This window comes from Brevibacillus sp. HD3.3A, from assembly GCF_013284375.2.
GTDB lineage: Bacteria > Bacillota > Bacilli > Brevibacillales > Brevibacillaceae > Brevibacillus > Brevibacillus parabrevis.
Map to the genome: position 1 here is coordinate 3075926 of NZ_CP085874.1, position 25494 is coordinate 3101419.

Below are 25494 nucleotides of genomic sequence, written 5' to 3' on the forward strand. Positions count from 1 at the left end.
TCAACATCATCAGAAAGGAACGAGCATATGCAAAAGCGCAGAAACGATATCGGCTGGGGGATCGTCCTGCTTTGGCTGACCGTGATGTTGCATGGTTGCGGTACGGCAGATTCGGTCCCGAATGCAGGAAAACAAGAGGAGACGCCAGTAGTTAAGCCAGAGACCAGGATTGTGAAAACCGTCCATGGGGATGTCGAAATACCAGCGAATCCGCAGCGAATCGTCACACAAGGGTACTTGGCGCAATTTCTCGCATTTGGCGTCAAACCAGTAGGAGCGCCGTACTGGGAAATCGAAAGTCCGCATGTCAAGGATTTGGCCGCAGGGATTGCGGATATCGGACAGATCGATGGCGGTTCGGTCGAGAAAATTTTGGCGCTGAATCCTGACCTGATTGTGACGGTTGGCGGGGATGAAAAGCTGAACGAGCAATATCGCAAAATCGCGCCGACAATCGTCATCCCTTATGGCACCTACCATGAGGTGCATGAAGAAATGAAAGCGTTCGGCCAGATGCTCGGCAAGGAGCAGGAAGCAGACAACTGGCTGGCCGCATTTGACGAGGACGTGAAGCAGGCAAAAGCTTCGATCGCGGGATTGGTTCCGGCAGGGACAACCTTTTCGATCATGGGGCCGTTCGACAAGGAGTTTTACATATACGGCGATGGTGTGAACCGGGGCGGCCAGGCGATTTACCAGCAGCTCGGCTTGACACCTCCGGAGAGCGTGCGCACCGATCTGATTCAGAAAAAAGTGGACGCGCAAAGTGTCTCGACCGAGAAAATCGCTGCGTATGCCGGGGATTATATTTTTCTCGACATATCTGGCGGAGCCGAGTTCGATGAAAGCTCGCCTGTCTGGGCCTCGCTCGATGCGGTGAAGAACAATCGCATTTTCAAGCTGAACCCGGATCGCTTCTGGCCGTATGATCCAATCGCGGTGCAGGCGCAGGTGAAAGAAGTGGCAAGCATGTTGCAGGAGAGACTTGGCGAGAAGAAAGCGCAGAAATGATAGATTCGATACGGCGAAGCTTGTTGTGTTCAAAATGAAATATTTTCCAAGTACAGTGCGTGGGTGATATGATAGATTCGCCCACTTTTTTTATTGCTTGGGGAAGGAGCGGATGAAATGAGCAAAGCTGCGATCGTAGTAGGGCTGATCCTTTCCGCTTTCCTGCTTTCAGCCTGTGCGAACCACTCCCCAACGACGGATTCCGCAAACACAACAAGCGCAATCGCAAGCTGGCCCTATCCTTTTGTGAAAGTCGAAGATCGCTTGTATGTCATCGCCGATGATGAAAACGAAGAGCAATGGATCGACAAAGAAAAGCTTGGAGAACAAATCGGTAGCGTAGAAGCGAAGTACGCTTTTGAAGGAGACGAGCAAACAGCGCAAGCAGCGATTGCCTCCAACTACTTGGAAAAAGGGACAAAGCTGTTTGCCATCAAGGACGTTGACCCAAAAGAACAGATTGCATGGGAAAAGAGCGAGGGTGTGTTTGTTCGGGCAACATTCGAGATTTCTGGCTCCGAATGAGGGGCAGTTGTAGGTGAGAAGGTTTTTTCGCAACCAAAGAGCGTTGGAAAGAAATGAAGCACCGATCTCTTTGGGCAAAAGGGGAGCGCAGGTATAGGCGAGGCGATACAAGAAGGAAGGAGGGAGGACATGACTCAACTGCTGGATATGCAAATCATGTTCAACGATGTGCTAAAACGAAAGGTCGCCATCGAACAGTTTGAGCAATGGGTTTATGGGCATCCAGACATTGAAGAGCATTTTGGCTCTCCGTTTTATTTGCAACTCATCAGCCTGGACTATCGGGGAACGTACATCGAACTGGACCTGAAGCAGCTGCTGGAGCCTGTCATCCCGTATCCGGAACTGGAAAATCGCAGGTTGAAAGAAAATTTGCAAATAGTTGCAAGCACGAATGATGATATCGCGACTGCTTTGGACACGATCTATGACGACTATTGTGACGGATACAGCTTTCTCCGCTTTCTGGCTTTGGCGTACGCTCTACTCAGTGGAGCTGAGGGGCAGTTGACGATCAGTTACCGTCAGCGCGCACTGCTCCAGGAAGAAGCAAGACGGATTCAATCGTTCTTTGCGGCAGGGAAAATCAAAATGACAGGACTGCACGAATACGCTGATCTTCGCCACGAAAGCGAGCAGATGGAATTGCGAAATATCGAGTCCATGCTGCGAAAACTGGAGGAAAATAATCGTGACACATGACATCTTCCGCCGTCAAGCCCGCCGCCGATCATCAGGCAGCGGGCTTTCCCTTTCCCTTTTCCATTCATTCACACCGCAGCATTGCTCCCTATCATCTCCGCCTGGTCAAGCGAGCGGGGCCGCCCGAGCAAAAAGCCTTGCCCGACAGGAACCCCCAGAGCTTTTGCCGCCGCCAGATCATCAAACTCCTCCAGCCCTTCCAGCACCAACTGCGATTGTCCCAAACAAAAATCAACAAACAGCGAGACAAGCTTTTGCTTGTTCGGATGGTGGGCAAGCTGGCTGCCGAAATAGCGGTCGAGCTTGACCACGTCCGGCTCGTATTCGACGATTTTGCGCAAAGATGCTGCACCCGAGCCTACGTCATCCAGTGCGATCAAAAAGCCGTACGCGCGCAACTCGCGGATTTTCTGGCCGAGCAGTCGGACATCCCACATCTTGTCCTCCTCGGCCGCTTCATTGATCTCCAGTACAATTCGGCGAGCGATGCCCGGAAACGCAGCGAGAAGCTCGTCCAAAAAAGGTGGAAAGAGCGGATTCAGCAAGGTAGACGGAAAGAGATTGACAAACAAGTACGGCGCATTTCGCCCCGCAGGCATTTCCGCAAAATAAGATGAAACAGCACCGCGCATGGCGGCGGTATCCAATTCGTACAACTGACCAGCTTGACGCGCCGTCTGAAAAAGCTGCTCAGGCGATTGCTTCGATGCGCACCGCAGCAGCGCTTCGTATCCGAAGCATTGTCCGTTCGCAAGCTCCACGAGCGGCTGATAAGCAGCGTAATAGGTGGACGGCTTCATTGACTCAGCCATGAATCGTTTTCCCCTCCTGATCGCGAATCGACATGGCTCCGTGCAAACGTGCGGAGCGATGGAGGAGCCGAGTTTTTCCTCCGAGAAAGATTTTTTCACTTGGAAAAAATGGAATTTAGCTCATTCTACAATACAAATGGCGGTTCGGCAATTATTTTTACCAAAGGAAACATATTTGTATATGTACAAAACGCGTTGCTTCTTGTAAACTGTCCTTGTCATCAATCCGAACAGGAGGGATTTTCCAATGAGAGCTTTCCTTTTGCCAAAACGGTCGTATGTTTGCGAACTACGGGAACGGCGGTGCCTGGGCGTAAAAACAACGGAAAGCGTTACAGCGTGAGCAACAGGATGGCGATGGCACGCGAACAGACAACCCGGCAAAAGCTGTTGGTGTACATGAAAAAGCAAGGGACCGTCGATGTCCAGCAATTGGCGGAGCACTTGCAAATGACCAAGGTCGCGGTACGCAAGCATTTGGATCTTTTACATAGAGAGCATTACGTAGAGGCAAGCATCATGCGCAGACGGATTGGGCGTCCAGTCTTTGTGTACAAATTGACGCCAGCGTCCGAGCGATTGTTTCCCACGCACTACGACGAATGGGTGACAGAGCTGATGGAAAATGTGGAGGAGCTGTTTGGCGAATCGCATGTGGCGATGCTGTTCGAACGCAGGATGAAGCGCATCCAGCAAAAATATCGCGAGCAGATGGCAGGCCAATCGTTCGAGGAGCGGCTTGACACGTTAGCGAAGCTACAGGATGCAGACGGCTATATGGTCAAGCTGGAACAAAAGGCGGACGGGGTCTACTCGTTTATCGAAACGAATTGCCCGATCGCGAGAGTAGCCAGCGAGTTTCCCCAAGCGTGCCAGTGCGAATGGAGCTTGTTCGCTTCGCTGTTCAACGACGCGCAAGTCGACCGGACAGAATGCATCGCAGAAGGAGGGACGTGCTGCCGCTACCTTTTGACGAAAAAGCAACAGACTTGAAAGCTCATGCCAAATTAGGCATGAGTTTTTGCGTTGGCAGCGGCAGAAAAGGACAGACGACTATTCCCCAAGCGAAAGCTCGGGCGTATGGATATAGCAAGGCGAAAAAGCGAAAAACGCGAAGCATACTTGCGAGCCAACCAAGAAGGAGAGGAGGTGAAAACATGGCTATGCCCCAACCCAGGCGGACACCTGCGCGAAAAACGCCCTTTTTAAACCATCTAGAGCTGCGGCGCGCTCCAAAAAGCCACCAGCAAAACTTTTTGCGTGTCAAACAATCCATGCCAAAGCAGGACATGGCTGTCGACAAATACGAAGCACCGCGGCCCAAGCGCCAGCTTCCAGCGAAAAGCAAAAGTCAAAGCCCCGTTGCAAGTGACGTTTCCCGCCAAGCGCGAAAGGTTGGAAAAGCTTTCGGGAAAAAAACAGCGCCCATCAAGCCGCCGAAAATACGGACGCCGCTGGCAGCTCCCGATCCTCTCGAAGAGTTGCCGCACCTCGATTCATCGAGCTTGCTTGCGAGCGAGCCTTTGCGCATGGCGGACAGCAGCGCAGTCACAGCGCCAGTACGGGGTCAACAGGAAACCGGGACTGCGGCAAACGCAGGCAGCAGCAGCCAGGTTGTTTTCGCGGATGTAGCGTACACCGAGCAGGGAGAAAATGCGTATGTGCAAGTTTCGATTCTGGAAGAAGCGTGGGAAGTGAACTGGGTGCACCCGATCCATGCCCACTGGCAGCAGGAATGGCTGGAAATCCATCCGAAAATCTCGCTGGATGTGCAGGAGACGCGCCATGAGAGCAATGGGCGGGTGGTCTGGGTGCGCGGAGATTTTGAGCTGACCGTCGTTGGCACGACAAGCGAAGCGGGAAAAGTCGCCCATGAGACGCTGCGCCTGCCTTTTACATCAACGGTTTTGCGCCCGCCGGTTGCCTCGGAAAAGCAGGGAGCGGGAGCATTTCCCGACAACAGCCCGCTTGCCAGCACGGAAAGCTGGATCGAAACAGGCGATTGGAAGGCGAGCCTCATGTCCGAGCCATTCATGAAAAAAGGAGCCGGCACAAGCGAGTACAACGGGGTGGCGATCGTCAGCGGGCGAATTTGGTGGTTCCGCAAACAACTGATTCCGCTCAGGCACGTAGGCCAAGACTGACGTGACGGCTTGTCTTCGCCATGGTCAGCAGGCCAGATCGGCAAGCGCAGGGAGCCAGTCCGCTTTTCCCTTTGCTGGCAGCAGCAAGTGCACGGCTTGTCTTTCGTACATAGGGAGTATCGCTGAGCAAATAGTTGCCTAGTTAACCAAAACTCCCAAGCAATCCGATCACAAGCCGGCTCCAAAAGGCAAAAAATGGGTATATCACGCTCGGCAACAGCCAAGTCGTTTGCCAAGGCCAGGCCATATGATGAAGAGAAAGACAATGCTCTGATAAAGGAGGCGATCAATCAAATGGGAAAACACGACGATTCAAAAGACTGCAAGTTCCGGGTTGAATACCATTGCGACGACAAACACGACAAGCATGACAAACACGATCACAAAGACAAACATGAATGCAAAGACAAGCACAAGCATGAGCATAAACACGAACATAAGCACAAACACGAGCACAAGCACGAGTACAAATGCGACCACGACCACAAGGACAAAGACAAGCATGACAAGGATCATTGCCACAGCAAGCCTGGCCATTCCTGCGGCGTGGACAATGTACGCGTATTTGGCTCCAGCACAGAAGCGACTACTTTTCCGAAAACGATCAAAGTGCCTGTCACCCTGGCAGAACTCTCGGTCGTAGTTTGTGTCGAAGCAGATATTCAATTGGAAAAACCTGCGCTGGAAATCATCCGGGCGTGGAAAAGCGTCATTCTTGAGCAATGCGAGCTGGTTCCGACATTCAATCCGTACGCGGCCAAACTGTTCGGAAGCGGCTTCATCCGCAAAAACCTTGAGTATGCCACAGCAGACCACGTTTCGGGCAGTGCCGTATGCGGGGATATTCGCCACATCAGCGCGCTGATTCCGTTCGACTTTTGCGTAGGAATTACGTTCCCTACATCTGGCCCATCCTTGCAGCTCATCCCCGATTTCACCTCTTCCGGCGAGCTGGGCAACAAGACAGGCACAGCAGCACAGTTGAACATGGGGCTATTTGGCAACCGCCAATTTTACAACGAAAAACCGTACTGTGAGCTGGTCTTTTCCGAGTTCACCGAGCTGGACATCGGGCAAGATTTGCGTAAAGTCAAATGCAACGAGCATGCTTTTTCACACGTACGCGAAAAAATTGTTCTCAATCTTGGGCTGAAAGTTTTGCAAGATCAGCAAGTTCCCTTGCCTGTGATCAATCCGCCAAAACCGCCGCACTACCCTTGCAAATAACCGCCAGCCAAGAAACGTAAAGACACTGACGCATCCGTTGGTGTCTTTGGTTTGTACAGAACAAAAATCCGCTTTTGTCTTCTCCGGCTCCCGATTTGACTGTCGCGCCACGCTCCGGGTATGAGAAAGTATGTTTGGCTCGCGGAGGCGGCACTTCGCTGCTTGTCGCGAGTAAAAACAGTTCGTCCAGGGAGTGGAGAGACAGATGAAGCTCGTACATGTTATGGCAACGCTCACGTGCCTGTTCTTGCTGGCTGGTTGCGCCAGTCCGGAGGCAGGCGGCCAAGGGGCTGCGGGGAATGCCGCCCGAAAAGAAATCGTGAATCCCGGGGGCGAGAAGGTTAGCATCCCGTTGCAGCCGAAACGCATTGCCGATTTGTCGGGGTCGACGGAGGAGCTGCTTTTGCTGGGGATGGAGCCTGTCGCGACGGGCAATATCGACTATGGCAACCGCGCCGAATTTTCTCCGACGATCAAAGAGCGGCTGGCCAAAGAGACAGTCAACCTCGGTTGGTACGCCGAACCGATCAGCCTGGAAGCCGTCATGGCCGTTGAGCCAGACTTGATTTTATTGGGGCCGCTGTTCAACGAAAATTTGTACGAGCAGCTATCCAAAATGGCTCCGACGATCAAAATTCCCCACCCGTACTACGAGTGGCGCAAGCGGTTGGACTTTTTGGCAGACACGTTTGAACAGCAGCCGAAAAAGGAACAGTGGCTGAGCGAATATGCGAAAAAAACAGCGGAATGGAAGCAAAAGCTCGGCCCGATTCTCAAAGACGAAACATTTGTCGTGGTCGAAACGTATCCGCAAAATCTGGTCATTTATTCGTCAACGGGGGCAGCCGAGCTGATCTACAGCGACTTGGGACTCAAGCGAGCGGAGGGCATCCCTGCGCCGGAGCATTGGGGCGGAATCGAAATCAGTCTGGAAGCGCTGTCTGCCCTCCATCCACAGCATTTGTTACTGATGGAAAACAGCGAAAACAAACTGAGCGACAGCAAGGTGTGGAAAAGTTTAGAAGCGGTGCAAAAAGGCAATGTGTACAAAATCAGCAACGTAGACAATTACAACTATTCCTACACAGCCATCGGCCGGATGCAATTGTTGGACAAGCTGGGCAACCAGATCGTGCAGGTGCACGGACAGAAGCAGTAGCAGTAGCCGCAAAGCAGGCGGGACTAACAGCCATGGCGTGTACCATGTTCCAATCCGTACCGTTTTTTGCTCCGGCATGAAATCATTTCGCGAAAAAATCCGTTTTACAGCATTATCTCTCCGTCATTAGGTAGTGGCTACCGTGCCTTTTTCCATAAGATTAGGGGCAGGGAGTGACGAAAGGAGTAGAGTAAAAACATGGGACGAGTACGAATTAGTGTCTTTTTCAGCGTCTTCGTCGCAATGGTTGGCTTGATGATCATCGCCCCTGTCATGCCTCCATTGATTCGTGAATTGGGATTGAGCGAAACCCATTCCGGTTTGATTATTTCACTTGGTTCCGTAGCCATGGCGATCATGGCGCCCGTTTGGGGGAAATGGAGCGACACAAAAGGCAGAAAGCCCGTGATTTTAATAGGCTTTCTGGGAATGTTCGTCGCCTATGTGCTGTTTACGCTCACGATGTACGCAGGGCTTGCGAAGCTGATTAGCGGAGGTCTGCTCGTGTTCCTGCTGATCTTGGCCCGGGCGATGGTCGGCATGTTCATTCCTGCCGTTCCGTCTTCGGCGCAAGCGTACATGGCTGATGTGACGGAGGAAAAGGACAGGTCGTCCGGGATGGCGCTGATCGGTGCTGCCAATGGAATGGGGCTTGTCCTCGGGCCAGCGATCGCGGGAGTTTTTGCCCTGATCGGTCTGATTTGGCCGCTGTACATCGGGGCGCTGCTGCCGATGATCGCGTTTATCGTGGTGCTTCTCTTGATTCCGCCGCACAAGCCGGTTGTTGCGACAACCAAGCCGCCCAAGCTGAATCCTTTGCAAAAAGGACTGCGTCTGTACTTGTTCGCAGGGATGGCCACCATGCTGAGCATTGTCACCTTGCAAGTCGTCGGCGGGTTTTATTTCCAGGATCAGCTGCTTTTGACCACAACAGATACGGCGCGGATGCTTTCCATGGGCATGATGCTGAGCGGAGTCGCGATGATCATTACCCAAGGGGTGCAGATGAAAAATCCGAAATGGCAGCCGCGCTCGCTGATTCTCGTCGGTTCCTTGCTGGTGCTTGGCGGTGTAGCGCTGTTCCTGCTGTTCATTCATGCTGTCGGCTTTTACATCGCGTTCTTCTTATTTGGTGTAGGTACGGGCTTGATGATGCCAGGCTTTATGGCAGGCGCTTCGCTTAGCGTTTTGCGCGAGCAGCAGGGCGGAGTAGCCGGATTGGTGGGAGCCGTGCAAGGCATATCGGCTGTAATTGCGCCGATCTTGAGCACAAGTCTGTACCAGGTAGAGCGGCATTTGCCTTTTGGTGTCGTTGCCATTGTCGTGCTTTTGATGGCGATCACGCTGTTCGCTTCCAAAGGCGCACCTGTGTCAGCCAATGTGCTGGCGACGAAGCATTCGGAATAAGCAGTGGACCACCGAAGGACCTGTCTTCTGACCATCTGTGGGGGGGCGGGTCCTTCTTTTTTACCATGCAATGATAATGATTCTCGTCAACCATCTGCGACAGGAAAGGAGAGTCGGGTATAAAAATGAAAGCAGAAATGTCCGGGCTCTTGCAAATCGCCAAAGAGAAAAAAGGGCTGCTGACCGCGGCCAGCTTGCTTTCGACGGTTTCCAGTCTCCTGCAAATTGCTCCCTTTGTAGCCGTGTACAAAATCGTGGAAGAACTGCTCTTGCACGCGCAAAGTCCTGCGGGGATCGACAGGGAGCTGATCACGTATTGGGGCGTCGCCGCTTTGGTAGCGCTGGTTGCCGCCTTGCTCACCTTGTACGTCGGGCTGATGTGCTCCCATGTGGCTGCCTTCCAAATTTTGTACCAGTTGCGGGTACGGCTGGCCGAGCACGTGGCGAAAGTCCCGATGGGCTACCATACGAAAACGGCCACAGGCGAGTTGAAAAAAGTGATCGAGGTCAGTGTCGAAAAAATCGAGAAATTCATTGCCCACCAGCTGCCTGACATGGTGACAGCCATTTTGATCCCGCTTTTGATGATCGGGTATTTGTTTTGGCTCAATGGGTTGCTTGCTCTCGTGCTGCTCGTCCCGGTTGTCTTCGGTCTATGGGTTCAGGCGCGCATTTTTACAAGTGAACTCGGCCGAAACGCTTTTCGCGATTATCAGTTTGCCGTGGAAGAAATGAACGCGACAGGCGTGGAATACGTGCGCGGCATGCCCGCTGTCAAAATTTTCGGGATCAAGGCGGATGAATTTTTGACTTTCCAGCGTGCGGTGAGCAGCTATCGCGACATTGCGCTGCGGATCACGGCGCTGTGCAAGAAGCCGTACAGCCTGTTTTACGTGCTGGTCAGCTCCTTGTTTACGTTTATTGTCCCGATCGGCATTTTGCTTGCGAGCGGTCAGCCGGGGAATCAGGCGTTTGCCATTACGTTTACGCTGTTTTTGATTATCACGCCGAGCTTGTCCGTGCCTTTGCTGCGGCTGATTTACGTCGGGGGCGGGCTGCGGGAAATTATCGAAGGCAACAAGCGGATTGCAGCGGTGTTTGCCGAGCCGATCGTAGCGGAGCCAACTGCTCCTCGCGTCCCTGTTGCTTACGACATCGCCTTCGACCGCGTCTCCTTCGCCTATGAAAACAAGGAGAGCAAAGACTACAAGCCCATTTTGCAAAACGTCGACTTCTTCGCCAAAGCGGGCGAAATGACGGCGCTGGTCGGGCCTTCCGGCGGGGGGAAATCGACGATCGCCAACTTGCTCTTGCGCTTTTGGGACGTCCAGGAGGGCACGATTAGCATTGGCGGTGTCCCGATCCAGGAGATGGGCACGGAAAAACTGATGGACACCGTGTCGTTTGTGTTTCAGGATGTGCACCTGTTTTACGATACGATCGAAGCGAACATCCGGATGGGGAACACGTCCGCATCCAGGGAGGCGGTTATTGCTGCGGCGAAAACAGCTTGCTGCCATGAGTTTATCGAAAAGCTGCCGCTCGGCTACGAAACAAAGATCGGCGAAGGGGGAACGTATTTGTCCGGCGGCGAAGCCCAGCGTCTCGCGATTGCCCGCGCGCTGTTGAAAAACGCCCCGATTTTGGTTCTCGATGAGGCAACCGCCTACGCCGATGCGGAAAACGAGAAAAAGATCCAGCAAGGCTTGATTGAGTTGGTGAAAGGCAAAACCGTGATCATGATTGTCCATCGGCTGTCGACGATTCGCGCAGCGGAGCAAATTTTGGTCGTGAACAAAGGCGAGATTGTCGAGCGCGGGACACACGACGAGCTGCGCCAGCAAAACGGCCTGTACGAGAAAATGTGGCAAGCGCATGTCAGCGCCGCTACGTGGAAGCTCGGCGCGAACCATACGGACGCACACAAACCCGAGATGAGAGGGGAGGCCCCAGCGAATGCTTCCGTACTTTACTAACATTTCCGGCGGCAACGTGCGGAGCTTGTGGCCCGCTGCTTTTGCTGCCTTGCTGGACGGGATTGCCAAAGTCATTCCTGCCGCTTTGCTCGTGGACATTTTCCAGACGATTTACCTTTCCTTTGCCCAACCGGAGTCAGGGCTTGATACTGCCCGCTTGTGGACCGTCTGCCTCATTTTGTTTGTCTGGCTGATCGTGTCGTACGTCACCTATGCCCATCTGTACGAAAAATCGTACACGGCAGCCTATCGTTTGGCGGCCACCGGGCGGATGAAGCTCGCCGAACATTTGCGTCATTTGTCGTTAGGCTTTTTTGGCAAACGCGATCCCGGCGACGTGACGAACCTGCTGCTCAGTGATTACGCGCAGGTCGAACATACGATTTCCCACAACGTTCCGCAGCTGATCAGCGCAGTCATGCTGCCTGTGCTCGCTTTGCTCGGACTTGCCTTTTTGGACTGGAAAATGGCGCTTGCCATGTTTGTCGCGCTTCCGTTCGGTGCGCTGCTGTTGTGGCTGACCGATTCGTTGCAGGCCCGGCTCAGCGAGAGTCACGTCCGGGCGAAAAATGAAGCGGCCAGCAGGCTCCAGGAATATTTGACGGGTATCCGCGAAATTAAAGCGCACAATGCTGGCGGAAAGCGCTTTGAGCGCCTGCGGCTTGCCTTTGATCGGCTCATGCGGGCTTCTATCCGGCTGGAAGGGCTGGTCGGGCCGCTGATCATGGGCGCGCTTTTGCTGACGCGCTCCGGGATGACGATCATGATTTTGGTCGGCAGTTATTTGCTTGTGGGCGGAACTTTGTCGCTATCGGTCTTTCTGCTGTTTCTGTTGATCGGGACACGCGTGTTCGAGCCGTTGACCGTCGTGTTGATGAGCTACGGAGAAATGCGTTACTCGGCTTACAGCGCACAGCGGATCATGGATGTGCAGACGGAACAGCGACAGCCGGGAACGGCGCTCATTCAGCCGCACGGGCCCATCGTCTTTGAGCGGGTGACGTTCGGCTACGACGAGAACAATCCTGTTTTGCAGGAGCTGTCCTTTACGATCCAGCCGAATACGATTACCGCGCTGGTCGGTCCGTCCGGAAGCGGAAAAAGTACGGTGACCCGGCTGATCGCCCGCTTTTGGGACGTCCAGCAAGGAACGATCACCATCGGCGGCATGCCTGTGCATAAGGCTGACCCCGAATTTTTGCTCAAGCAGATGTCAATGGTTTTCCAGGACGTATACTTGTTCCAGGACACGATTGGCAACAACATTCGCATCGGCAAAATGGATGCGACCCAGGCAGAGATTGAAGAGGCGGCCAGGCGCGCCTGCTGCCATGAATTTATTTCCCAATTGCCGCAAGGATACGCTACACCTGTTGGCGAAGGTGGTTCTACTCTGTCTGGCGGCGAAAAGCAGCGCATATCGATTGCCCGCGCGTTGCTGAAAGACGCTCCGATCGTCCTGCTTGACGAAGCGACAGCCTCGCTTGATCCCGAGAACGAAACGGCTGTCCAGCAAGCGATCAACGAGCTGGTCAAAAGCAAAACGGTCATTTTGATTGCCCATCGCCTGAAAACCATTCAACATGCGGACAAAATCATCGTGCTGGATCAAGGACGTCTTGCCGAGGAAGGGACCCACAGCGAATTGGTGGAAAAATCCGGGCTGTACGCCCGTTTGTGGGGGTTGCAGCAAGAGGTCGACGGTTGGCGCGTGAAGTAAGAAGGATCATCCCGTCCGAGCGGCGGGGTTATTGTCGTTGGATCACAGATGAGAGAAACAACACAGAGGTGAACGACCCCATGAGTCAAGCGGCACACTGGTACGCAATCGAGAATCGCAAGGACAAGCATTGTGCGCTCGCAACCGATTTGAATGCGCTCTATCAAAACGGTTCGTTTCAGCAAACGTTATCGTTGCCCGATCAGATCGGCAAAGGGTACTGGCAGAAAACCAGCCTGAACACGATGCTGGAAATAATGGTTTGCGACATCGTTTTACACGAGGAATTGAGCATGAGCAGCACGGAACAGGACGACTGGATGAAAATATGCTTTTGCCTGGGAGAAGGGATGCAATGGCTGTCAACAGACACACATCGGGACTACGGAATCGCTTCGGGTGAAGTGACCGCCTTCGGGAGAGCGATGACGAGCAGCACGTGCCAATTCGATCCCGCGCGCAGGTTTCACAGCCTGACGCTAAAGCTGGATGTAAACAGACTGATGCAGGCGTGGCCCGTCGCTTCGCTTGAACAGCAATGGGCACGCTTGACGGAACATGACAGTCTGTACGACAACAAAAAAATGACGCCTTTGGTGAGGCGCATCCTCCACGAAATGTTGAATTGTCCCTATCAAGCCGCAGTCAGACGCATGTATTTGGAAGGAAAGGTGCTGGAGCTGTTGGCCGTGTACATCGATGAGATTTTGCGGGAAAAAGACACGCTGCCTCGTGAAGTCACCTTGTCCAAGACGGACTTGACCAGTTTGTGGCAAGCCAAACAAATCGTCGATGCCAATCTGCTGTCGCCTCCCAGTCTTGCCGAGCTGTCCCGGCAAATTTGCCTCAATGAATACAAGTTGAAAAAAGGCTTTAAACAGTTGTTCGGCTTGCCTGTGCATGCTTATGTGATCGATCAGCGGCTGGAGCAGTCGAGACGCTTGCTGGAGGAGGGCAGCGTCAATGTCACGTATGCCGCCAGCATGGCAGGGTTCAACAACCTGGGACAATTTGCTGAGAAGTTCCGGAAAAAGTACGGGGTGAATCCGTCTGCTTACTTGAAGAGCAGGGGATTTCGGAGTGTTTAATTACGAACTATAATTTGTTATGTGGGTAATAATATTCGCCTGTTTTCTTTATGATCGGCTCGAAGTGAAAAAAATCACGGGGGTAATACTTTTCGCTGTCCATGATCATGAGGTTAAAGGCGAACATTAAGAAAATAGCCAAGGCATTCTTTTCCCGACTAGGCATTTGGGCGGATTTTCATGTCATTCTCTGGAAAAATGGCTGAAATCTACTATAATGAGAGAAAACCGGGGAAGAGAATGTATGTTCTGATAGGCTGTACGCTCCCCCTTGGAAGATATGGGAGGCTGAAACGATTGTGATCCATTCTACATTGGAACCAACAGTGAATAAGATGGAGCAAGCCATTGACAAATGGTTCGCCTACATCGAGGAAAAAGACGCCGATGAGATTGTCCGCCGCACGACTTTGCAAGTGGGCATTCATGACTCTGCCATGCTCGAATACAAAAATGATCGGGCCAGCGTTGTCCTGATGGAGCTGGATGATTGGGAGCTTGATTTTGACGACACGCCAGGAGACTTTCGGCGCTTAGGATCGAAGCAGGCGGATTTGTCAGAGACAGACGTGCGGGAACAGGTCGTCCCGCATCTTGCCGCCTATATAAAAGAAAAGCTGGAAACTCTCTCGTCCCAAGCGCTGATTAACTACCAGTTTTCGTTTTGGGGCAAGTTTCAGACAGACACGGGGGAAGTAAAGCTGCCGATTGTCGAGCTGTTCAACGCGGAAAAACAGCAACGCCTGCTGGCGGAGATTTCCGCTTATCGCACGCAACTGTTTTCGGCTTCAACTGGCCCGACCAAACCGCTGGAGACGTTTTTCCTTTCGCGTCATCTGCTGAACCGCTCACTGTTTCCCGAGACGGATTGCCACGAAGCCATCCGGGTGTTTGATCGCATTTTGGAAGTAAACAAAAGCAAAAAAGAACAGCTTGGCGAACATCAGCACAAGATCGTCAATGCCTTGACGGACTGGGTGGAAGGCTCGTTTTTGCCGCTTTATTTTGATGTCGTGACCAAAACGTGGCAGGAAAAGACTTATCAACGAAAGAGCGGCTTCGATTCTGGGCACATCGACGAAGGGGCTATGGAGTTGTTCCTGTATGCCGCCGTCGCTGTGATCAAGTATGAACCGTCCTATAGCAGACAAAAAGGAATTGCCTGGCTGGAGCGGGCTGTTGAACTCGGCAGCAAGCGCGCTTCGCAGTTCATGAAGGAAGGCAGCGGCACGCTCTCCCGCGAGCTGACCGTTCTGCGTGACGAACAGGTCGAGTGCCTGGCAAATGACGTCTTTGCCACCGTGACGATCTCGATCAAGCAGGAGCGCGAAGAGAGCTATGCGCAGGCCCTTGCATTTCTTTGCGCGTTGTTGCAGAGCGGTTTTCCGAAAAGCTATCAAATCAAGCTCAAATCCGGCGTCAAGCAGTTTTTGCCGATCAAAGGATTGGCGAAGTCGGGAACCCATCGCTTTTTTGCCAACGCGCTGGCTTATCCGAACTTGCACCCGTTGCTTGCCGATTACGCCCGCGTTGCCATGGTCACTTATGAGTGGTATACGGATGCCGATGATGAGAGAAATGCACTGCCTGGCACATATGCCGTCTTCGGGCTGGGATTGGCGGACGCTGAGTATTTTGCTTTGGTGGAGGAGTATTTGGACACGATCGATCTGGAGCATCAGTCCGTGCAAGATTATTTTACGGCTGCCTTCGTCGAGAAGCACGGCGTCCATCCAGAGTCGCTCCCGACATTGGTCGCGTGCTTGGTGCACGGTACCGACGCAACGAAAGTGAAGATCAAGTCAGAGCTGGAAGAAGAGCCTAATTTGAGCTTGTTGCTCGATTTGCTGCAAACACAAGAGCCGCTTGAAGTCGAGCATGTCATTTACATCGTCTGGGGTGGTTTGGACAAGCTTGCAAAGATCGCTGCCAAAGCAAAAGGGGAGAAAGCAGAACGGCTGTCGGCCTTGCTGGATTTGGCGAAAGACCAGTCTGGAAAATGATGGTTGTATAAGAGGGGACACTCTGTCTGAGCGGTCGCTGTATGGTTTTTGGGAGCGGGTGGTTGATTTGATTCGCACGTAAATTCATAGGGCACGCGCTTGATTCATGTTCCAATTCATTTCGAACTGGTGTGATTTAGGCACCAGTTTTTTTGTACAGGAAATGTGATACGTCGACGGTGGAAGCAATTCGTACACTGGGCGCAGTGGCTGTGGAGATCCTCATTCGTTCCGCACGATATGGCAACGAGGCGGAAGCGTTCGTCATGTTGCACCCTAGGAGCGAGCTTTTGCTGTGACGGCTGCTGCTCTCGGCGTGCGGATCGGCATTGGACGCGTAGTCATAACCAACCTATAGCCATGCATACATATTGGTGAGAATGTAGGCATGGGAGGTAGAGGAATGGACGACAAGAACGCTCGCGATCAGACGCACAATCAAAGGTGGCAAGGCGGTCCGCAACCGTCGCGCTACTCGCAGACGGTTGGGAAGCGTGGACCGATTCTAGAACAAGACACCATGCTGCACGAAAAAAATGAAACGTTTATCCATGAGACCATATTAGAGCGCCCTTTGCATGTGAAGGGTTTCGGAGCCTTTGGCTATTTCGAGACGTTTCACTCGATGGGGGCTTACACGAAGCTTTGTTTCCTGCAGCATCCGGGCCAGCAAGTACCCGTTGCTGTCCGATTCTCGCTGGCGGCCAGCAACAGGGGGACGCCGGACACTTCGCGCAATGTGCGCGGCTTCTCGACTAAATTTTATACCGAGCAAGGTATCTTCGACTTAATATGCAACCATCTTCCCGTGTTTACGGTGCGGGACCCCATGCGGTTTGTGGAGACGGTCAGCGCCTTCAATCCGTCGCCCGTCAACAACTTGATGGACCCTAATCGGTTCTGGAGCTTCTACGCAGAAAATCCGGAGGCGACGCATTTCGTGCTGCAACTGTACTCCGACCTGGGAACAGTCAAGAGCTTCCGTCACATTCCGGGTTACAGCGTGAGTACTTATGTTTGGAAGAATGAGCAGGATGTCCGCAATTATGTGAAATACAACTGGGTTCCGCTGGCTGGCGTGCAGTATATCGATAGTCAGGAGGCGGCGCGGCTCGCCTGCGAGAACCCGGATTATGCGGGCAAGGATCTCTATGACACGATTGCTCAAGGAAAAACAGTGGAATACGGGCTGTATGTACAGCTCATGAATCCGCAGGACGAAGCTACGCTGCCGTTCGATCCACTGGACGATACGAAGGTGTGGGATGTGCGGCAGTACCCACTGCTGCCAGTCGGCAAGATGGTGCTGGACACCAATCCCGACAATTATAAAGAACAGGTGGAGAAGCTGGCCTTTTCTCCGTCCAATATGCTGGACGGCGCCGAGTTTTCATTGGATAGAGTGCTTCAAGGCCGCGCCAATATTTATACGGATTCACAGCGTTATCGGTTGGGACCGAATTTCCGCAGCATCCCGATCAACCATCAGGCGGACTGGAAGCCATCTGACGAGGTAACAAGCGGCACCGGCAACTATGTGGCAGGGCGGCTTGAGCGCACTGCACCTCCAAAAGGGGATGACTTCACGCAGCCGGGGCAATTTTACAACTCGTTGTCGCCTGTGCTTCAGGAGCACTTAGTCCACAACATTGCCTCCGATCTTGGAGCTGCCGTGCCGGAGTTGCAGCGGATTGTGCTAGGCTATCTAACCCAGGCGAGCCCGGAACTGGGGGAACGCGTTGCCAGGCAGATCGGGAGCAACGGGAAGAGATAGCAACGACAGAGAATCCGAAACGTTCCGGAATAAGACGCTGAGTTTCTCGACATTCCGAAAAAATGCCAAGAGCGAAGAAACGAACACCCGTCAGCGAGCTTTTGATGGAAATCACGCCATAACCGTAAGTAGACGGTTACTTCAAGCACCTTAATCATGCTAAGACGAACTAGCCGCAGGCGCAGTATGCCTGTGGCTGTTATTTTTTTATGTGAATGATAATCGTTTTCATTTATAATGACGAGAGTTGGAACGGAAACAAAAAGATGGAGGGATTGCATGGACGTGAAGGGCGTCATCGAACATATCATGCTCTGGAATCATGCGTCCATCAAAGTGTTGGATGTGCGTCACCAGCTGGTGGGAAGAGAAGTCGGCTCGCGCTCGTACAAGCTGCCGGCCAGTACGTTTTTGTTTGCTGCGCAAGGAAAGGCTCAGATTTGTCTGGATGGCAGCGAGTACGCGATCAAGCCATACGATATCGCCCATAGTGGAAAAGGGACGCTTATGGACATTTTTTTGACAGAGGACGCATTTGAATACTACTTGATTTTTTATCGGGCCGCGATCCCGTTGACCAGTCGGCAGCAAATCGTCAACTTGCTGCGAAAAAGCGACCCGTTTCAGCTGCCGTACAGCTTTCAGCCGTGCCAGCCGATTGAGCTGCTTGCACTCGTCAAGCAAATGGACGAACAGTGGCAATGCACGGGCGAGCTGGAGCGCTTCCAGACGAAGGCACTCTTTTATCAATTTGTAAGCGCCGTGCACCGTCAACTGCTCGATTCGAAAGGGGCACGGCTGGACACCGATCCCGCCGCCCAGGCGAAGCAGTACATTCAGAACCATTACGCCGAACCGATCACGCTGGAGGCGCTCGCGGAAATGCTGCGCTACAGCGTCCCACATTTATCGGCCTTGTTCAAGAAAAAGACAGGCTACAGCCTGATCGACTACCTGATTCGCGTACGGATGGAAAAGGCGGCAAGCCTGCTGGTGGAAACAGATCGGCAGTTGCGCGAGATCGCCGAGAGTGTCGGTTACCGCGACCCGTATTATTTCGGGCGCTTGTTTAAAAAAGTATACGGAATATCGCCCGCGCGTTTTCGGGCGACAAAAGCACAGACGCCGCAAACAGCAGATCGTCCGGCAACCATCATCGGATCGTCCATTGCCGCTCTCGATTTTCGCCGTTATATTGATAGCGAGAATCATTATCCATACAAGAAAGAGGGACGCAAAACCATGTACAGACCTACCAAACCATCTGCTGCGGCAACCGTCATGCTCTGCCTGACCCTGATGCTTGCCGCGTGCTCCGGCAATGCGGGAGCGCCAAGTCAGGCGGCGAACGGGAACCAGACGGAAACAAGCGCTGCATCAGACGCCAATCGCTCGACGCAAACGAGCTCTGCGCCAGCGGATGCGAGTTCGCAAACCCAAGTCATTTCCACCGTCAAAGGGGATGTCGTCGTTCCAGCCGCACCAAGGCGCATCGTCGCCGATCAATATTTGGGCACACTGATTACACTCGGTGTCACACCGATCGGAGCGCCCGGCTTGCATCGCCAAAACCCGTATATTACCGAGGCGCTGAAAAATGTCGAGGACATCGGGGATGTCAACGGCTCCTTGGAAAAAGTGATCGACTTGCAGCCTGACTTGATCGTCACGGAATCATCCGACGACCAGGGCCGCTATGATCAGTTGTCCAAAATCGCCCCGACGATCTCCATTCCGTATGGACAGTTGAAAAATATTCAAGAGGAATTGACTTTCTTCGGCAAGCTGCTCGGCAAGGAACAGGAAGCAAAAGACTGGCTGGCGGATTACGAGAAGCGCATCGCCGCCGCGAAAGAACGCGTGCACAAAGTCATTCCCGAAGGCAAGTCGTTCTCGATTATTGAGCTGACCGACAAGCAGATGTTCGTCTATGGCGACAACTTTGGCCGGGGCGGACAGGCTGTCTATCAGGCGCTGGGCTTGAAGCCGCCAGCTGCGATCGCCAAAACGCTGCAGGAGAAGCAGTGGCTGGAGCTGTCCAGCGAGCTTTTGTCCCAATACGCCGGAGACTATATCATCTTGACTTCGAACAGTCACACGCTGGAAGACTTGAAAAAAGATCCGCTCTGGTCGTCGCTCGACGCTGTGAAAAACAACCATGTGTACGTCTGGAAGGAAGAACGCTCCTGGTACTACGACCCGATCGCGGTGTTGTCGCAGACGGAAGAGATTGCGGATTGGTTGACGAAGCAGTAATCCGTTTGACCATTTTGGAAAAAGCGAAAGCCCGCGCAAAGTTCCTTGTCAACTCTGCATGGGCCTTTTTTGCTTTATTTTCTTCCTGCAAAGCCTGCAGGAGGTGACTTTACCTGTGGCTCTGGCTTGGAGGAACGTGACTTGGTTTTAAATAAGGTAGGGTCGATATCGAACATGCTGATGGCAAGCTGATCTTTCCCGTGTACTTGAGCAATGATTTTTTCGTGTCCACTAAAAGGCGCCTGGGCAGATGAGCCGCCGTATTCACCTGTATTGGCAAGAATGACAGGCTGGAACATATGATAATTCAAGGCGGAAACCATGTTGTCAAACGTCCCGATGTCTTTGTTCAGGGCCGAGATGACAAACATGTCGGAAATATCACGAAGATCGGCCGTCAGTGCTATGTCGGTTGCATCGTAACAAATAGCTCCCGCTACGCGTATAGATTGATTGCCTTTTTGAAACTCGACATAGGCTTGGTAAGGTCTGTGGCTTTGGATATTCATTTTGCGTTCCAGCTTCGTCATATGCTGCTTGCCTTGCCACACGGCAACAAGTGGATTTTCGTCTGAATTGAGAATCCAAATCGCTTGATTCACCGTGGCTTGATCGGATGCTCTTTTTTGAAAACCTAATCCCGCAAAAATGCTTGCTTTCGTTTTGTGGGAGAGTCTCAGCAAGTAGTCGATGTCGTCGGGATGGACAGACAGCTCAGGAAAGACGATCAGATCAGCAACATAAGCGGACTCCTTGCCCGATCTTTTTATAGCAGCGTGCCAAGTTGCCAGATGCTTCTCAACCATGTGGCAAAGGTCCGCAATATGAGCACGGTGTTTCTCGCGGAAGTCCGAAGACCAGTGCATCGGATCTTTGGCGTTAAAATCGTCCATGTATGGCAGCAAGGATTGGACGATGGCGACACGGAACAGGCGGTCGTCCTGACGCTTTTGCAGTTTGACAGGCAATACGTATCCTGGCGTGTTGGACCATTTGCCAAATACTTTCTGCTGCTCTTGCATACGGTTCTGAATGATTTTCAGCCATTTTTTGCGGTCGGACTGTGCAGCAGAAATCCCGTGAACAAACCTTTCGCGATAATCGATACCCGGCCATTGCAAAAGCAGGAACAACAGCTCGCTCATCCAAGGGGACAAGGGCAACGGCTCCGGGAAGAGGCTGCTCGCCAGGCTGGACATGCCAAAGCGGCGTGAAAACCAGGTGGAGCGCAATCCTCTGTACCCAGCCGAAACGGAATGGTCTTGTCGCATCAGAAACGAGTTCGTCGTGTAGTCGTATTCGCCAGTCAGGCAAGCCCGTAAAATACAACCGAGATTGTACATCCACCGACATTCTGCTTTTACCCAGTGCGGGGTTGGCAAAGAGTATGAGCTTTTTGTACTGGTTACCGTGATGGCAAACGGCTTTTTATAAGGATTTTGCCAAGCTTCTTTGTCCGTCATCGTTATTTGCAAATCTTCGATGGACAGGCCGTTTTCGCTGTTCAAGCGGGTAAATGCATCTTCTTTGCCCGAGCCAGGCTTCAGCAACTCCAACATCAAATGCAGCAAAGCATTTTCTTGCTGAAAAGGATTATCTGCGCTCGTAATGAGACTGGCGAGACTGACAGGCGTATTCGTTGCAGTTGCAGAAGACCAGTCTGCTTGTTTCTTGAGCGAATTGCGATAGATGATGGAGGATAGCTCAGGCACCTGCTGGACGATCTCTGTTTCGATGGTCAGGCTTGAGAGAATCCTCTGAAGCAGATCAGGGCGATTCGCGCAAAGGAATTTTAACGACCGAATTTTTTGCATAGGCTGCCTCTTCCATTTCTGATAGGCTTCCGCAAACCACGAACTGAACCTGTCAGGATTTGGATGAAGCTGTTGGACGATCAAGGCCATCGTTAGCATATCCTTACGATTTTTACTGGTGATCGCACTATAAAGAAGCGCACGATGTAAAAGTGTGTAAGGCTGCAACTCGCTGCTTTCATCATTTAAAACGTAAGCTTGGCCAACCGAAGCAAGATAGAGAGCAGCTTGTTGTTTCACATACCAGGACATTTTGTCCTGAGCGTCTAGTATCTTCCTTGCAAAAACGGCGAGATGTTCGCGAAAAGCAAGCAAATCCGCATATTCAGGATCATGCTTTTTCGAGTGGTGACCAATCCAGACAGAACACGCGCACAAAATATCCGCCGAAACGTATTCCATCACGAGCTTTTGGTGGCTGAGCTCTGTATCATTGTTAACGTTCATATAAAGCTTTTGCTCAAGAGCTTCCGTTACGACTTTCAACAGTTTTGCGCTAGGAAAGAGATCGAGCCCAAACTTCAGCAGGGAGCTTAACGATGGATTTTTCGACCAAACGGCAATTAATTTCCTGGCGTACAGTTCAAAATCGTGGTCGATATGACTGTTTACGGTAGGGTTCTGATCGCTGGAACCGATCATGCTTTTTTGCAGCCTTAACGCGTCTACAAGTCGTTTCGCTGCAAACCGCTTCAATGTGTCGGATTTTACGTCCGCATTCTTGACGGCGATTTTTGACAGGGCAAGATTGTTTACATGTTCGACAGCCGAATCGCCAAGTTGCTCAGACAATTGGATGAGACCGTCTAAACCCCCGACAATTTGTCGCAAAGCTTCGATATCCGGGGTGCCGCTTAACGTTCCTTGCAGGATTTGCATGCGGCCAGAGAGGTCACTCTGATTGGAAATTTCTTCATAGCTTTGTATGCTGACTTTATCGGGGTGAATCTCCAAGGAATCTGGTTCAGCCCCCATTTGGCTCAAATGCGAATTGAGCTTGGCTTGAATATGCTCTGTCACCATTTGTTTCAGTTGCTCGATTTCAACGGTGTCAGCAGCTTCTACTACCAAACGGATATCGTCGACATAGCGGCAGTAATCGCGAATGATAAACGGTTCGGAAAAGTCTGATGAGGCAACTTTTTGATGAATGCTTTTTCCTACTTCTTGATCAAATCGCAGCAGGTAGATATTCGAAAAAAAACCGCCCGCAACAAGACCTTGTGGAATACCATCAGGGAGCGTGTCTTTGTTGAGCACTTGTTTTGCCATGGCTTGGTCGGAGTCGTTCCATTCCCAATCGAAAACAGTTCGGGCCATTTCCCAAAAATCAGGATCAGCTTGAAGCGAATCGTCTAGCGTGAACCTTTCCACGTATTCGTTGTAAAGCTCTTCTGCTTCGTCAATTAATGCGGCTCTGTCAATACTGTCGTAGAAGCTCTTCAGGTCGAGTGAAAAGACGTAATGCTTTGTGCCCCGACGATTCAGATGCGTGTACAGTTGGCAAAAGTGCTTCGGACGTTCCAGGAACTTTTGGTAGTCATCGTAGTACATTCGATAGCATTTCGAGTTGCCCCACGGGAATGTAGCGATGGATTCTCCGTCTTCATTTTTGTCCCAGTGGCAATACAGACGGTTTCCGTAGTTAAAAACTTGTTTTCGCTGAGCTTCATGATAATCCGGAATGTCTGTCGGGCCTTGCAGTGTTTCGATGGCATTGGCCAAGCACAGCATGATCGCCGTTGCGATGGTTTGGTCCTGGATTTTGATGTGGGCGAGCGGTCTCAAATAGGTTTTGTCGCTTTCAAGCTTCTCTTTAATAGGGTGCCAGCCGTTAGAAGTAAACTCCCAGGTGCAGGTTTTGGGAGCGGGAACCAGTCTGAGTTTTGCGGGACAGTATTCTTCGCTTTCCAAAGATTGAGACCACTCATTCAAGCGATTTTCCAGGTCGAGCGTGGAAAGATCGAGTTCCAATACATTTGCATACCAATTATGCCTGCGGATGTAATTGTGTGACTTTTTCCATGCCTGAGCCAAGATGACTGTATCCGTTACGTATTGTTTCTGAGGGGACAAAACCCCGTATTTTTTGTCGATAATAGACATGTTTCCTCCTACTGCTATGCCCGATCGGGACAGTTCCCAGATGCTGGTCGCACATCGGTGCCAGTTTTGTTGTTTCCGAAAAATAGTGACTGATAGCCATAATAGTAGCACACATGGCACACTGGACTAAATCCCATGCATGCTTTTCCCCGTCACTTTGGTAAAATGAACAAAACACGACAAGACAAAAGGAGCCGAGGGAAACGATGACCCAAGCCCATACTGAGGCAGGATGGAATTTCGACAACAGCTATGCTTCCTTGCCTGACACCTTTTTCACCAAGCAAAATCCTACCCCTGTGCGCTCGCCGCAGCTCGTTATTTTCAATCGCCCGCTGGCAGCCGCACTTGGCTTGCAAGCCGATGCACTGGATGGGCAAGCGGGGGCGGAAGTGTTTGCCGGAAACCGGATTCCCGCAGGGGCAAAGCCGCTCGCGCAGGCGTACGCGGGGCACCAATTCGGCCACTTTACGATGCTCGGAGACGGGCGCGCTATCTTGATCGGGGAGCAAGTGACCCCTGAGGGCGAGCGGTTTGATCTGCAATGGAAAGGTCCCGGACGCACACCGTATTCCCGGCGCGGCGACGGACGGGCCGCACTCGGGCCGATGCTTCGCGAATATATCATCAGCGAGGCCATGTACGGCCTTGGCATCCCGACGACCCGCAGTTTGGCGGTGGTGACGACGGGTGAAGTTGTCATTCGCGAAGACGATCTGCCCGGCGCGGTACTCACGCGGGTCGCTTCCAGCCATATTCGCGTCGGGACGTTCCAGTACGCCGCCAAGTGGGGCAGCGCCGAGGAGTTGCAGGCGCTTGCCGACTATACGATACATAGACATTATCGCGAAGCCGCCCAAGCGGAAAACCGTTATCTCGCCTTTCTGGCCGAAGTGATCCGCCGTCAAGCCGAGCTGATCGCCAAATGGCAGCTCGTCGGGTTTATTCACGGAGTCATGAACACGGACAACATGTCGATTTGCGGAGAAACGATCGATTACGGGCCGTGCGCTTTCATGGATACGTTCGATCCGGCGACGGTGTTTTCCTCGATTGATCAGCAGGGGCGCTACGCTTACGGAAACCAGCCGCAAATCGGCGTGTGGAATTTGGCGCGATTTGCGGAAACGTTGTTGCCGCTCTTGCATGACAATCAGGCCCAGGCGATTCAAATGGCGGAGAAAGCCCTTTCCCAGTTTGCCGAGCAATATTACGGCACATGGCTGGCCGGGATGAGGGGCAAGCTGGGGATGTTTGGCGAAGAAGCCGACGATGTTTCGCTGATGGAAGAACTGCTTAGCTTGATGCAAAAGCATCGGGCGGACTATACCAACACGTTTCTCGCCCTGACTTTTGATCGCTTGAACGGTTCCGAGCTGTTTGCCACCCCCGAGTTTGCCGCGTGGCAGGAGAAGTGGCAAGCGAGACTGGCGCGTCAGTCTCAATCTGCGGATGACGTTTTGCAGTTGATGAAACAGAGCAATCCTGCCGTGATTCCGCGCAACCACCGTGTGGAGGCGGCGCTGGAAGCGGCTGTGCAAGACGGCGACTACAGCGTGCTTCGGCAGCTGCTTGCCGCGCTTGCCAATCCTTATGCGCACTCCGCGGAGCAGGCGGAGTACGCGTCGCTGCCGCCGGAAGCGTGCGGGCCTTATCGGACGTACTGCGGCACGTAATACGTGATCGACTTGACAATTGCGCGATCCATTCCAAGCTAAGCTTGGTAAAGAAACCTTTGCTGTTTATAAGCAGAGGTTTTTTCTTTTGTGC

At 52.4% G+C, this 25494-nt stretch carries 17 protein-coding genes; 15 read left to right on the plus strand and 2 right to left on the minus strand.

Annotated features, from left to right (window positions below; genetic code table 11):
- Nucleotides 1-27 precede the first annotated feature (27 nt).
- The 3 genes from HP435_RS14780 to HP435_RS14790 all read left to right on the plus strand — a co-directional run bounded on the left by HP435_RS14780 (nucleotide 28) and on the right by HP435_RS14790 (nucleotide 2238).
- Nucleotides 28-1011: an ABC transporter substrate-binding protein gene (locus tag HP435_RS14780; protein ID WP_173599345.1), complete on the plus strand. Its 984-nt coding sequence runs from the start codon at nucleotides 28-30 to the stop codon at nucleotides 1009-1011.
- Between the two features lie 117 nt (nucleotides 1012-1128).
- Nucleotides 1129-1536, plus strand: a complete 408-nt coding sequence (locus HP435_RS14785; protein WP_173599346.1) for a hypothetical protein — start codon at nucleotides 1129-1131, stop codon at nucleotides 1534-1536.
- A 129-nt stretch (nucleotides 1537-1665) separates the two neighbouring features.
- Nucleotides 1666-2238 (plus strand): hypothetical protein, encoded by a 573-nt coding sequence (locus HP435_RS14790; protein ID WP_173597359.1) that lies wholly within the window; start codon nucleotides 1666-1668, stop codon nucleotides 2236-2238.
- A 68-nt stretch (nucleotides 2239-2306) separates the two neighbouring features.
- Here HP435_RS14790 and HP435_RS14795 read toward each other — a convergent pair whose 3' ends face one another.
- On the minus strand, nucleotides 2307-3050 hold the full coding sequence (locus HP435_RS14795) for an EAL domain-containing protein (protein ID WP_173599347.1): 744 nt from the start codon (nucleotides 3048-3050) through the stop codon (nucleotides 2307-2309).
- Between the two features lie 351 nt (nucleotides 3051-3401).
- On the opposite strand from HP435_RS14795, the gene HP435_RS14800 reads away from it, so the two are divergent.
- From HP435_RS14800 to HP435_RS14850, 11 genes are all read left to right on the plus strand, one after another.
- Nucleotides 3402-4043, plus strand: a complete 642-nt coding sequence (locus tag HP435_RS14800; RefSeq protein WP_173597399.1) for a helix-turn-helix transcriptional regulator — start codon at nucleotides 3402-3404, stop codon at nucleotides 4041-4043.
- Nucleotides 4044-4207: 164 nt separating this feature from the next.
- Entirely contained in the window at nucleotides 4208-5194 is a 987-nt protein-coding gene (locus HP435_RS14805; RefSeq protein ID WP_173599348.1) for a hypothetical protein, read from the plus strand.
- Nucleotides 5195-5488: 294 nt separating this feature from the next.
- On the plus strand, nucleotides 5489-6421 hold the full coding sequence (locus HP435_RS14810; RefSeq protein ID WP_229049676.1) for a CsxC family protein: 933 nt from the start codon (nucleotides 5489-5491) through the stop codon (nucleotides 6419-6421).
- Between the two features lie 205 nt (nucleotides 6422-6626).
- Nucleotides 6627-7580: an ABC transporter substrate-binding protein gene (locus HP435_RS14815; protein WP_122966826.1), complete on the plus strand. Its 954-nt coding sequence runs from the start codon at nucleotides 6627-6629 to the stop codon at nucleotides 7578-7580.
- Nucleotides 7581-7778: 198 nt separating this feature from the next.
- Nucleotides 7779-8987 (plus strand): MFS transporter, encoded by a 1209-nt coding sequence (locus HP435_RS14820; RefSeq protein ID WP_122966825.1) that lies wholly within the window; start codon nucleotides 7779-7781, stop codon nucleotides 8985-8987.
- A 125-nt stretch (nucleotides 8988-9112) separates the two neighbouring features.
- Nucleotides 9113-10963: an ABC transporter ATP-binding protein gene (locus HP435_RS14825; RefSeq protein WP_217365742.1), complete on the plus strand. Its 1851-nt coding sequence runs from the start codon at nucleotides 9113-9115 to the stop codon at nucleotides 10961-10963.
- Nucleotides 10944-12683 (plus strand): ABC transporter ATP-binding protein, encoded by a 1740-nt coding sequence (locus HP435_RS14830; protein WP_173599349.1) that lies wholly within the window; start codon nucleotides 10944-10946, stop codon nucleotides 12681-12683. Before HP435_RS14825 ends, HP435_RS14830 begins: the two co-directional genes overlap by 20 nt.
- Nucleotides 12684-12763: 80 nt before the next feature.
- Complete coding sequence (locus HP435_RS14835) at nucleotides 12764-13771, plus strand: helix-turn-helix transcriptional regulator (protein ID WP_229049677.1); 1008 nt, start codon at nucleotides 12764-12766, stop codon at nucleotides 13769-13771.
- Between the two features lie 299 nt (nucleotides 13772-14070).
- Nucleotides 14071-15774 carry a DUF6138 family protein gene (locus HP435_RS14840; RefSeq protein WP_370641074.1) on the plus strand — a complete coding sequence of 568 codons (1704 nt, stop codon included), beginning with the start codon at nucleotides 14071-14073 and terminating at the stop codon, nucleotides 15772-15774.
- Nucleotides 15775-16177: 403 nt separating this feature from the next.
- Entirely contained in the window at nucleotides 16178-17548 is a 1371-nt protein-coding gene (locus HP435_RS14845; RefSeq protein WP_173599350.1) for a catalase, read from the plus strand.
- A 279-nt stretch (nucleotides 17549-17827) separates the two neighbouring features.
- Nucleotides 17828-19804, plus strand: a complete 1977-nt coding sequence (locus HP435_RS14850; protein WP_173599351.1) for an AraC family transcriptional regulator — start codon at nucleotides 17828-17830, stop codon at nucleotides 19802-19804.
- Nucleotides 19805-19878: 74 nt separating this feature from the next.
- Here HP435_RS14850 and HP435_RS14855 read toward each other — a convergent pair whose 3' ends face one another.
- Nucleotides 19879-23724 carry a reverse transcriptase domain-containing protein gene (locus tag HP435_RS14855; protein WP_173599352.1) on the minus strand — a complete coding sequence of 1282 codons (3846 nt, stop codon included), beginning with the start codon at nucleotides 23722-23724 and terminating at the stop codon, nucleotides 19879-19881.
- 206 nt (nucleotides 23725-23930) lie between these two features.
- Here HP435_RS14855 and HP435_RS14860 point away from each other — a divergent pair, with 206 nt between their 5' ends.
- The gene (locus tag HP435_RS14860) at nucleotides 23931-25400 is read left to right on the plus strand and encodes a protein adenylyltransferase SelO (protein WP_122966819.1); all 1470 of its coding nucleotides are present in this window, start codon (nucleotides 23931-23933) and stop codon (nucleotides 25398-25400) included.
- Nucleotides 25401-25494: the final 94 nt, after the last annotated feature.